Genomic DNA, 12,127 nt, shown 5'->3' with positions numbered 1-12,127 from the left:
CCCGTTTTTGACCAAAAAATATAATTACATTTGCTCTTATAATTCGCATTATGGAAATCACTTTTCTTGGCACTGGCACTTCGCAAGGAATTCCAATAATAGGGAGCACACATCCTGTTTGTTTGAGTGAAGATCCAAAAGACAAACGACTTCGGGTTTCTGTTTTGATTTCATGGGATTCTTATACTTATGTAATTGATTGTGGCCCTGATTTTAGACAACAAATGTTGACTAATAATGTTTCGCATATTGATGGTATTCTTTTTACCCACGAGCATGCGGATCATACCATGGGATTAGATGATATTCGACCTTTTTTCTTTCGACAAGGGGATATCCCAATTTATGCACATCAAAGAGTGATGTCTTCATTAAAAAAGCGTTTTGATTACATTTTTACTTCAGAGAATAAGTATCCTGGAGCTCCAAGTGTTATTGAAAACGAATTGATAAACGAACCTTTTCACTTGAATAGCCTACAGGTGGTTCCTATTAATTTGATGCATAATCGTTTGCAGGTATTTGGGTTTAGATTCAAAGACTTTGCGTATCTCACCGATGTAAAGACTGTAGAACAAGAAGAACGTGAAAAATTAAAAGGGGTCAAGGTGTTGGTAGTAAACGCGTTACGTATCGATCCTCATCCTTCTCATTTTAACCTGGAAGAAGCGATAGCATTTATTGAAGATATACAACCCGAAAAAGCGTATCTGACTCACATTAGTCATCTGTTAGGATTTCATGAAGAAGTGCAACAACAATTACCAGAAAACATATTTTTAGCCTACGATAATTTAAAAATTACCATTTGATATGAAGAGTAAAATATTTATGTATTTGTTCATTTTTACCGCTTTGTTTGTTCTCTTTCAGTTTATGAATGCTAAGAAAGCAAAAGAATCCTATGATGCAAAGATTGCAAATTTGGAAGAGCAGTTACAAACACAGGAGACTGAGAAAACAGCGGTTATTGACTCTTTGGTAGATGCGAATCTGGATTTAACGTATTTCCGTTTGGATAGCGATGAAGAGGCAATAGCGTACTTTGAAGAACAAGGATATGATGCAAAAAAATTAGAACTTACCATAATCGATCAAATTATAGGTCAGAACAAAGCCGATAAGGATAATCCAATAGTTCCTTTTGTAGGGATGGAAGGTAAAATGGCAATCAATAAAGTTCGATTACTAAATCACAAGTGGATCATTGCCGATTTTACTGATGGAGTATATTGGGGACAGTTGTTTATTATCTACGATGTTAGAGAAGATGGAGTAGTAGATTTTGAAGTGCAAAAGTCTTTTCTATACCCGCGAAGTTAATAGGTTTGTTCGCTTATTTTCTTTCGAGAATAACAAGTCTTAAGAAATTTTAAATCGAGAAAAATTACCATAGATCAATTTTTTTCGATTGGTGCTGGTTTAATTTTGCAAATGATAATCAAAAGATAAAAAATCATGAAAAAATTAGCCCTAGTGCTTACCATAGTTGTATTTTCTTCTTGTGGAAATGAAAATGGAACCAAAAAAACAACGGATAAAGCCGAGGAAGCTACAGAAGAGAAGAATACTACTGAAGCTCCAAAGAAAATTCTATTTGTACTTACCAGTCACTCAGAACTTGGGGATACCGGTGTAAAAACCGGGTTTTGGGTAGAAGAGTTTGCAACTCCGTATTATATACTAAAAGATAAAGGGTATGATATTACACTTGCTTCTCCAAAAGGTGGACAACCTCCTATAGATCCTAAAAGTGAACTTCCGGATTTCCAGACGCCTTCGACAAAGCGTTTTAGTGCTGATGAGGATGCTAAGAAACAATTGGCAAATACTTTGGTGTTAAGTGAAATGAACCAGAACGATTTTGATGCGATATTTTATCCAGGGGGTCATGGTCCTTTATGGGATCTGTCTGAAGACCAAAATTCGATCAAGTTGATCGAAGCGTTTTATGCAAATAACAAACCAGTGGCTGCAGTTTGTCATGCACCAGCCGTATTTAAGAATACAAAGAATGCGGAGGGAGAACCTTTGGTGAAAGGAAAGAAGGTAACTGGTTTTACGAATACTGAAGAGGCAGCGGTAGAGCTTACCGAAGTAGTTCCGTTTTTGGTAGAAGATATGCTTAAAGAAAACGGAGGGATTTATTCTAAAGCAGCAGATTGGAGTCCATTTGCTTTGGAAGATGGTTTGTTGATTACTGGTCAAAATCCCGCTTCAGCAGAATTGGTTGCTGAGTTGTTGACCCAACAATTACAATAAAATAGATCCAAAATAGAATAAGAAAAGCTGCCTTTCTAGGCAGCTTTTTGTGGTTAATTTGGTTTTAAGTATTGGTTAATTTATCTCTTTAATAATTTCTTTTTGAACAGATTACCATCTACCTCGATTATAGCTACATAGAATCCTCTGGATAGTTCGGCACCATTTTCTGATCTTCCGTTCCAGATAAAATTTGTATTTTCTTGACTATTTTGATGGTCGGCAACGGTTTTGACTAAGTTTCCGGAGATATCATACACCTTGATAGTTACAGTACTATTTTCGTTAGCCACGTTTGTAAAAGTAACCTGATTGTTAAAAGTATTTGGATATACCTTGATGGTATTTTGAGTTACCCTATTATTAGGTCGAGAAGATCGCCATGGCCTTCCCAGAGGTTGATCCAGCCATACTAATATAAACTCATTATCATCTGGTAATCCAGTCCCAACGTGGCGTCCAATACTAAATGGGTAATTGTTATCATTAAGAACTCCAATCAGGAAAGGATTAAATACCACGACACTTTCTATAGTTACAAAAGGGAAAGCAAAATCTCTACCAATACCTACGTCTCCTTCTAGACCAGGTAGTGATAACCTGCGAATATCATTAATGTCTAATAGATCTACGTTAAGTCTTTTTTGTGCTAACTCTTCATCTTGATCAATTTGCACTTCATAAATGGCTTTATACCCATTAAGATCGCCTTGAGAACCGTCTCTTTCGATAATAAGCCCTCTATTGTTGCTGAACATAACAAAATCTCCAATTGCAGAAGCTTTTTCATCTAGTGGATACTGAAATTGTTTACCAGTATAGCTTTTACTATTTAAATCAAATTCGTGAATTAATAAGTTGTTGTTTTCTGATCCAACAAGGGTTTTTTCTAATAATGGTAATAACTTTTGGCCATCTGTGGTTAATGCCATTCCTTCAAAACCACCGCTTCCTTTAACACGGATAGGATTAGTAAGTTGTGTACTCCTGTATGGCCAGTACATTCCAGCTAACCAAGGAGTGTTTTGTCCGTTTTGATCCTGTAAATTTGTCCCGTCTCCGGCAGTTCCCACTTTTGGGAAATCTCCAAGTAGACACACCGTACGAATTTCTGGATACAATTTGTGCGCAATCAATAATGTTCTAAAATCAAAGCTTTGAATATCTGCACGATCGGTAAGATTGTTGACTACGATGACATCAGCAACCGCTTTGGTAAAGGTTTCGGGATCTACAGTTCTTTCTGCAAATACATCTCCACGATCATCAGTATCGGTTCTTGGATTAATTTTGGTTTCTATATTAAAACGAACCTTAGAAGCGTTTTTCCAACGTTGCTCTGCTTCGGGATCTGATGCTCCGGGTCCGTTCTTATAATATTCGATGTAAAACTCAACAAAATCAAACATTTGCTGAAGAGAAGGCATGATATAAGGATCGATAAATCCGTTTTGATTTGCAAATGCAACCGATACAGGAGAAAGTGCAAGATCGTTAGTTTGTGCTGGTCTTCCTGATAGAACTTTATCAGCGATAAAGGTGGTCTGGATTTCATTTAGGGTAAGATCTTTTACCAGTACTTCGTCTTCAAATTCATAAGGTGTCCCATCTGCTTTTCTGGTTTTTGCGGCTTCAATATGTGGATCGTGATCTAGGATAGGTACACCATCTAATGTAATTCCGCAATCTGTTTCCAAAGTAGGCATCAAGTAATCGAGTGCCGCTTCCATTGATGGGATTGTATTTTCTGGCCTTAGGTTTCTTGCACCTCTATGACCTTGTGCGTCGAATAGGGTTACATCGATGAGTCCATCTTCATCCATGAAATCGGCTTTTCCGTCATTGTCTTTATCAAAGCTTTGTACAGCTTCCAAAAGTAAATCGGGTCGATCAGAGATGATTCCCTGTACACCAAGTTCCAGAAGAAGGTTCATGTTTTCCAGATCATTCACGGTATACACCACTACATCATGACCGGCTCTGTTTAGAGAAGAAACATTGAATAATTCGCTAGATGCTTGCTGCAATCCTGAAGGAGGGTTTGTTCTGCTTCCTACCACTGTGTTCGTATTTTGATCATCAAGCATAACAAACCATGGTGACATTACTGGCGCTTTGCTTCCATTGGCAACTGCATGCGCTCGCATGGCATTCATCACTCTAAGGGCGCTAAACTCTTCATTAAAAGGAGTCTGTGGTGCACGAAGTTCTTTTCCTGGATTTTCAAAATCTGGAAGAGCAAAAGGAGGGTCTAATAACACCCCGTTGCGATCAAAGTGGAGTAGAAAAGGACCAAACTCATCACCAATCCAATAATCACCATTAGTAGTTCTTTGAATGGATTCAATATCAAAATCTGCTCCGGTAAGTACTCTGGTGTCAGAGAAATGATTGACAATAGCAAAAGGAATAAGACCATTGGGATCCTTCAGTTCAATAAAGTCTACAATATCTACGGTACCTTCTCCACCTCCTACAAAAGCCTTGAATTTCGGTTGAATTCTGTAAAGACGAAGATTATAGTCTGCAGAGTTCTCAATACTTCCAAATCCATTATCGGATAGCGCTGTGAAAGTACCATCGTAGTTGTTTAATACAGAGGAGAAACCTTGAATGGGTTGTTTATTCAAAAAAGGAACTGGTTGTTGATTGATTAATCCTGAACCGATGTACTGTCCTGAGGTGGGGCCTTCAGAAAAACTAGCAGCTGGTAGTACAGCCCTGGCTACCAAAATGTCTCCAAAGTTGAAAAAGGACCTACCAGTTCCTTTTGGGTAAATTTTCTTACTATAAAAATTATCTAGAGGGATATTAAAAGTTGATTTCTCTTCCTTATCTGGAGAGGAGATAGGGGTCTGTTCCTGAGCTATTAATGATTGAGTGCATCCCAGGTATATGGTACTTGCAAGTACCATACGTTTGGCGGTAACGATGATTTGGTAATAACGTTTCATGATGTGTAACACGTTTTAATTATATTGGTTAAAAACATTCTAAAATTACACGGATCGTATTACCGAAATGTTTTAGGTATTTAAAGAAATGTTTAGGAGAAGGTTAGCAATTTTACCATTTCGTAAGACCTACATTTTGCCAAAAATTCTTACGCAAACGTTGTAGTGATCTTTTGTGATTTTTTAGGCGTTATCAAAAAAAGACTGAAGATTCAATAAATTTCTGCCCTTATAGTTAAGAGAAGTTTGATTGTTGCTGGATTCGGTTATATTTGATTTCTATTCGATTCAAGAAATATATCTATAATGAAGCTTTCGTATTTTTCTCTACTATTCGCGCTATCTTTTGGTGTAGTACTAACCTCTTGTAAAAAGACATATGACGGTCCTTATCGAGGTTTTAAAGATAAAGGGACTTATATCGAGGTGTATAAAGATAATGGCAAATACATTATTACTCCATATTCTGATAAGATTGTAGAGACTTCTTTTATCCCCGAGGGAGAGTCGATTAATAAGGAGTCTCATGCAGTAGTGTTAACTCCCAATACCAAAGCAAGTATTAAGGAAACCAAGGAGAATATTACTTATGCTACGCCTGGTATAGTGGTCGAAATTACTAAAGAACCTTTTGGAATTTCATATTTGTACAAAGGAAAACCACTAATCGCAGAGAGAGAAGGGTATATAAAAACGGATTCTACAGAAATTCTGGATTTTACATTGGATAAAGATGAAGTGATTTATGGTGCAGGATCCAGAGCTGTGGGGATGAATAGAAGAGGGAAACGTCTGCAGTTATACAATAGAGCACATTACGGATATGAAAACTATTCGGAGTTAATGAATTATACTATGCCTTTGGTGTTGTCTTCAAAAGTATATGCTGTTCATTTTGATAATGCACCAATTGGATTTTTGGATATTGACAGTAAGAAAGACAATGCGTTACAGTACGAAACTATAAGTGGTAGAAATACATACCAAGTAATAGCAGGTGAAGATTGGAAAGATATGATGGATGCGTATACCGATTTGACAGGTAAGCAACCACTACCACCAAGATGGGCATTTGGTAATTTTGCGAGCCGTTTTGGATACCATTCACAAGAAGAAACAACTACCACAGTGGATAGATTTAAAAAGGATAGTATTCCTTTGGATGCGGTAATTTTGGATATTTATTGGTTTGGAAAAGATATCAAAGGTCATATGGGGAATTTAGAATTCCTAACGGATTCATTCCCAGATCCTAAACAAATGATTAATGATTTTAAATCAAAAGGAGTAAAAACTATTTTGATCACAGAGCCATTTATATTATCGACCTCAAAAAAGTGGGAAGAAGCTGTAAAAGAAGGAGTTTTGGGGAAAGATTCTATAGGGAATCCTTATCGATATGATTTTTACTTCGGAAATACAGGAATTGTAGATATCTATGATCCGAAAGGAAAAGAATGGTTCTGGAATATCTATAAAGAGTATACTAAAGAATATGGTATTGCCGGATGGTGGGGAGATTTAGGAGAACCAGAAGTACATCCTTCAGATCTTCAACATGCTGCAGGAAGTGCTGATGAAGTACATAATATCTATGGACACGATTGGGCACGTTTGATACAGGAAGGGTATCAAAAGGATTTTGCTGATCAAAGACCATTTATTTTAATGCGAGCAGGGTATTCGGGATCTCAACGTTTTGGAATGATTCCTTGGTCTGGAGATGTAAACCGAAGCTGGGGTGGGTTGCAACCGCAAACCGAAATAGCTTTGTCTATGGGTATGCAAGGATTAGGGTATATGCATTCTGATCTGGGAGGATTTGCAGGAGGAGAAGTCTTCGATCCAGAGTTATATACACGTTGGTTACAATATGGGGTGTTTCAACCTATTTTTAGACCCCATGCACAAGAGCATATTGCACCAGAGCCTGTTTTTCATGACAAGAAAACCAAGGCTTTGGCAAAAAAGAGCGTAGAACTACGCTATAGTTTGCTACCTTACAACTATACGATAGCTTTTGATAATAATCAAACCGGAATCCCATTGATGCGTCCTTTATTTTTTGAGGATGATAACAAAGAGTTTAGTGAATTGAGTTTTACCTATATGTGGGGAGATAACTTTTTGGTTTCCCCGGTAATCAAACCTGGTATTGCAGCGATGGATGTTCCGTTTCCTAAGGGAACCAACTGGTATGATTTTTTCACAGGAAAAAAGTATGAAGGAGGCAGCTATAAAACAGCAGAAGTGGCAGAAGACCATATTCCTGTTTTTGTAAAGGCCGGTGCATTTATTCCTATGATTAAGCCCGTGCAAACTACAGAGCTATACAGCACCAAAAATCTAATTTTGCATTATTATCATGATGATTTGGTGAGCACCGCAAAAGGAAAGCTCTATGACGATGATGGAGTGACTCCTGGTGCTTTTGAAAAAGGTAAGTATGAGCTTTTAAAATTTACTAGTTCTTATTCTGGAGATAACCTTAGTATTGATTTCAAAGCAGAAAAAGGAACTGGATATACGTCAAGTGAAAGAAATATTCATATGATACTTCATAATATAGCTTCGAATCCAAAATCTATCACTTTGGATGGTACTTCATTAACCGGTGTATGGAATAGTGAGGATAATACATTGAGTGTTGATGTACAATGGGATTCTTCAACCTCTAAAAGTTTGAAAATTCAGTTTTAAGGTTTTCAAATCGACTTTAGATATTTGATAAAAATATGCTCAGGTAAAAAACACCTACATTTTGTTTATATTAGTTAGATCACTAATAGCTCAAAATTTATGAAATCTATATTCGGTTTACTCAGTGTCATTTGTTTGGTCGTATCGAGTTGTAAACAAGATATTGTAATACCTAAAGCAGAAGAATTAGATGAAAAAGGAAATAAGGAGACAGTACGTACAATAGTTGATCTTACCCATGTCTTTTCTAAAGAGACTATATATTGGGTTACAGCCAAAGAATTTGAGTTGGATACTGTTTTTGCAGGAAATACAGAGAAAGGTTATTATTACTCCGCTAATAATTTTGCAACAGCAGAACATGGAGGAACACATATTGATGCTCCTGTTCATTTTTATAAAACCGGACAAACGGTTGATGAGATTCCTCTGGAAAGATTAGTGGGCCCAGCTATTAAAGTTGATGTTTCAGAAAAAGCGCTTAGTGACTCGGATTATTTAATACAAACGGAAGACTTTTTGAATTGGGAAAAAAAGCATAACACAAACATTCCTGATAACAGTATTGTTTTGCTTCAGACTGGTTTTTCTACATTGTACCCAGATAAGAAAAAATACTTAGGTACCGAAGATAGAGGAGAAGAGGCTGTCAAGGAATTACATTTTCCAGGATTATCACCAGAAGCTGTACAATGGCTAATAGATAATCGTAAAATTAATGCCATAGGGATCGATACTCCTAGTATAGATTACGGACAATCTCAAGATTTCAAAAGTCATGTGCTTTTATTTTCCAAAAATATTCCTGCTTTTGAGAATCTTACTAATTTGGATCAATTACCAGAATCAGGTTTTGAAATCATCGCTTTACCCATGAAAATAAAAGGTGGTACTGGTGCTCCGTTACGTATCATAGCCTTGACGAATAAGTAATTTTGAAATTATGGAAAAAAATAAATCAGTAGAGGAATTTATCTCAAAAAAAGATCCCTGGAAAAAAGAACTGGAACTACTGAGATCTATCATCTTAACTACAGAGTTAGAAGAAACTGTAAAATGGGGGATGCCCGTGTATACCTTAAACAACAAAAATGTAGTGGGGATAGGAGCTTTTAAATCGTATGTAGGGATTTGGTTCTACAATGGAGTTTTTTTGCAAGATGATCAAAAGAAATTAATAAATGCTCAAGAAGGGAAAACAAAGGGTCTACGACAATGGAGGTTTAGCACTATTGAAGAAATTGACCGAGAGCTGGTATTGCAATATGTAAAGGAAGCGGCACAAAATCAAAAGGATGGAAAAGAGGTAAAACCTGGCAAGATAAAAGATATACCGATGCCAGAAGATCTGAAAGAGGCTTTTATCTCAAATGAAACACTTAAAAAAGCGTTTGATAACCTACCTCCATATAAACAAAAAGAATATATAGAGCATATAGCTACTGCCAAACGAGAAGCCACTCGTATCTCGCGTTTAGAAAAAATAACCCCAATGATACTTCAAGGAATTGGATTGAGTGATAAATATCGATAAGATACCTGTTGATTTGATGTTCTACTAATCTTTATGTTCTAAAATTTTTAATACTTCATTGATCAGTGTCCCTAATTTGGACTTTCTTATTTGTTAACAAAAATTTAATAGGAGGCGTGGTATTTTATCAATTTCGTAATAGACTAAAAAAGCACCGATAAAAACGAGAGTTTTAGCAACAAAATTGATACGCGTAAACCATATTTTTGATGTTATTTTTAGTTTTAAATATCTGTTATTTAATGACTTAACATTGTTTTAGTATAGAAAGTTAAGGAGGTATTAAACTTTTGAATTCTCTTTTTTTGAACGGCAAAACTCATAATTTTGTAATGTGATATAGTTGTAGGATTTTTTTAACAATTGTGAAAAACTACTTCATCCAAAACCCCAAAATATGACAAAGTTAGAGCACCACCGCATTAAAGAAATTGAAAAGGATTCTCTGCTAGAAGATCGATTTTATGCACTTTTCAAATCCTCAATTAGTGACCAGGTATCCCTAGATGATTTTAGAAAATTGTTTTCGAAATGTTCGAAAATGGATTTGTATTTCATGAAGAAAAACAATTTGGATATAGGGGTAGCTTATTTTATGTACTGTAAGAATCCAGAAAATAGAAAAGATATATACATGCGCCTTGGATTTGGTATTATAAAAGAAGAACGTATGAGCTCTTATTTTCCTAAAGGATTAATCATGAAGACCATGATTCGTGCAAAACTGTTGAATATATGGAAGAATGTATATATGGTCGGTATAACGATGAATCCTATTGTATATTCGGCTACCTGTAAGTATTGGAAATACTCATATCCAAGTCCGGAAATGGAAAATACAGAAGCCATTACTGCGGTGAAAAGAAGAATTATAGAAAGGTTTCATTTAAATGAAGTAAGCACTGATGTTATCGGTGTTCCTTTTACCATTACTGAAGTAGAAGAGATCAAACAAAAACCTGAAATTCTAAACAGTGAGAATGTATTTATCAAATATTTCAATGCTAAGATAAATCATAACGAATCTAACAAAGGACTACTAAGCATTGTACCCATTGATTTTAAGAATTTGGCAATTGTTTTTATCCGAAAAACAAAAATGGATGTGATGAGATCTTTGTATTTAACACTTGAGCAGAAGATATTACCAGCGCTTAAGGAATATAGTCCGGCACGATAATAATTACGAAATCATACAAAACACTCTTATTAAAAAAGACCTCTTATTAATGTAGGAGGTCTTTGTATTTTTATAAGTTTTTGATCAGCCAATCTTTAAACTGATAGAAGTTCTGGGGGGCAACACCATGTCCGACAGGAAACTCGTTTAACGATGTCTCTATCCCTAATTCTGCCAGGAAAGAAGGAGCGCGTTGTGCCCATACCAAAGGAATGACCTGATCTACACTACCATGGGAACAGTAAATGTTAAGACCAGAAAAATCATTCTTTTCATAGCCTTCTTTTAAAATATCTTCATTAAGATATCCACTTAGTGCAATCACGTTTTTAATCTTATCCGGATAGGAGAGAGCCACAGAATAACTCAGTATAGTACCTTGACTAAAACCTAAAATGGTAACGTTTTCTTTGTCCAAATCATAAGCAGCGATAGCTTCGTCTATAAATGTTGCGATTTTATCTCTAGATAAAATCGCTTGTTGATCGTCGCTAAATTTCCCTTGGTTATCATCAAAATAGATTGCATACCATGCATTGCCATAGGGTTGTAATTGATATGGAGCTCTTACGGAAATAATGAAAAGTTCTTCTGGTAATTCTGATGAGAAAGAAAAAAGATCGTTTTCATCACTACCGTAACCATGAAACATAAATAGCACTGGAGTTTTGTCTTTTTTAACTGCAGGCACTTTAGTTATATGGTGAAGGGAAAGTGTTTTTGTTGTCATCCTATAAAATGTAAGGGTCAAAAATAATTTTTTTAAAATTGTTAAAGAAGCTTTTTGAAGTTTGTTTGACGAATTATAGTTAAATATTTTAAATTTTTGTTAATGTTTATAAGCTATCCTAGTATATAAGTGGGTTAATATTCTGATTTGTAAGTTTTTAAATATTTTTAACATTTGTTAATTTTTTGTTAAAAAACAGTAATTTTTTTGTGGTTTAACCGTAAAAATATTTACATTGAAAAAGACAATATGGTATTTTTTTGCAATTTACTACCCAATCTGAAGCATAAAAATGTCAATTAATTATGTAACTAAACCCAATTTCTTATGAAGAAAACTACCTACTTAATTGTACTGTTATTTTCTATGCAATTTGTTTTGGCGCAATCAGATAGTGACTACCAAAATGCCATTGCAATAGTTTCTGATGGATACAATTCTAACAATGCTCAAAAAATCTTTGATGCATTCTCAGCAGATTTACAATCGTCATTTACCTTGGACAAGGTAAAAACTTTTATTTCGAAAAATCAATCTACAAAAGGGACAATGGGGGAGTCCTCTTTTCTACTAGATGATAATGGAAGTAAGCGGTATTTAACTGAGTTTGAGAATGCATCATCTATTTTGATCATTAAACTTACCGCAGATAACAAAATTAACCAGCTGGCGCTGGAAGAATATTAAGAAACTATTACCCAATTAACCTTTTATTTATACCCTATGAAAAACTATAATTTTACTTATAAGTTAAGAGCTTTTATACT

Annotated in this window: 10 protein-coding genes; 8 read left to right on the top strand and 2 right to left on the bottom strand. The window is 35.4% G+C overall.

Translation table 11 applies throughout. The features are described from left to right. The first annotated feature begins 50 nt into the window (after positions 1-50). The 3 genes from BUE24_RS03995 to BUE24_RS03985 all read left to right on the top strand — a co-directional run bounded on the left by BUE24_RS03995 (position 51) and on the right by BUE24_RS03985 (position 2,262). Entirely contained in the window at positions 51-812 is a 762-nt protein-coding gene (locus BUE24_RS03995; RefSeq protein ID WP_073314118.1) for an MBL fold metallo-hydrolase, read from the top strand. Position 813: 1 nt separating this feature from the next. Continuing rightward, positions 814-1,323, top strand: a complete 510-nt coding sequence (locus tag BUE24_RS03990) for a hypothetical protein (RefSeq protein WP_073314116.1) — start codon at positions 814-816, stop codon at positions 1,321-1,323. Between the two features lie 135 nt (positions 1,324-1,458). After that, positions 1,459-2,262 (top strand): type 1 glutamine amidotransferase domain-containing protein, encoded by an 804-nt coding sequence (locus BUE24_RS03985; protein WP_073314114.1) that lies wholly within the window; start codon positions 1,459-1,461, stop codon positions 2,260-2,262. A gap of 80 nt (positions 2,263-2,342) precedes the next feature. Here the strand turns inward: BUE24_RS03985 and BUE24_RS03980 are convergent, their stop codons facing one another. After that, on the bottom strand, positions 2,343-5,216 hold the full coding sequence (locus tag BUE24_RS03980; protein ID WP_073314112.1) for an esterase-like activity of phytase family protein: 2,874 nt from the start codon (positions 5,214-5,216) through the stop codon (positions 2,343-2,345). Between the two features lie 306 nt (positions 5,217-5,522). On the opposite strand from BUE24_RS03980, the gene BUE24_RS03975 reads away from it, so the two are divergent. The 4 genes from BUE24_RS03975 (at position 5,523) to BUE24_RS03960 (ending at position 10,630) form a co-directional block, all read left to right on the top strand. Continuing rightward, a complete protein-coding gene (locus BUE24_RS03975; RefSeq protein WP_073314110.1) occupies positions 5,523-7,916 on the top strand; it encodes a glycoside hydrolase family 31 protein in 2,394 nt (797 codons plus the stop codon). A gap of 99 nt (positions 7,917-8,015) precedes the next feature. Then, a complete protein-coding gene (locus tag BUE24_RS03970; RefSeq protein WP_084549384.1) occupies positions 8,016-8,849 on the top strand; it encodes a cyclase family protein in 834 nt (277 codons plus the stop codon). 10 nt (positions 8,850-8,859) lie between these two features. Next, positions 8,860-9,450 (top strand): YdeI/OmpD-associated family protein, encoded by a 591-nt coding sequence (locus tag BUE24_RS03965; RefSeq protein ID WP_073314108.1) that lies wholly within the window; start codon positions 8,860-8,862, stop codon positions 9,448-9,450. 397 nt (positions 9,451-9,847) lie between these two features. Beyond that, on the top strand, positions 9,848-10,630 hold the full coding sequence (locus BUE24_RS03960; RefSeq protein WP_073314106.1) for a hypothetical protein: 783 nt from the start codon (positions 9,848-9,850) through the stop codon (positions 10,628-10,630). A gap of 70 nt (positions 10,631-10,700) precedes the next feature. On the opposite strand, the gene BUE24_RS03955 is transcribed toward BUE24_RS03960, so the two are convergent. Continuing rightward, positions 10,701-11,360: an alpha/beta hydrolase gene (locus BUE24_RS03955; protein WP_073314105.1), complete on the bottom strand. Its 660-nt coding sequence runs from the start codon at positions 11,358-11,360 to the stop codon at positions 10,701-10,703. A 327-nt stretch (positions 11,361-11,687) separates the two neighbouring features. On the opposite strand from BUE24_RS03955, the gene BUE24_RS03950 reads away from it, so the two are divergent. Beyond that, positions 11,688-12,047 (top strand): hypothetical protein, encoded by a 360-nt coding sequence (locus BUE24_RS03950; protein ID WP_073314103.1) that lies wholly within the window; start codon positions 11,688-11,690, stop codon positions 12,045-12,047. The last annotated feature ends 80 nt before the right edge of the window (positions 12,048-12,127 follow it).

Source organism: Aquimarina spongiae (assembly GCF_900141785.1).
In the GTDB taxonomy this organism is placed as follows: domain Bacteria; phylum Bacteroidota; class Bacteroidia; order Flavobacteriales; family Flavobacteriaceae; genus Aquimarina; species Aquimarina spongiae.
The sequence above is the reverse complement of the archived record's forward strand: the minus strand, read 5'-3'. Positions and strand labels throughout refer to the sequence as shown.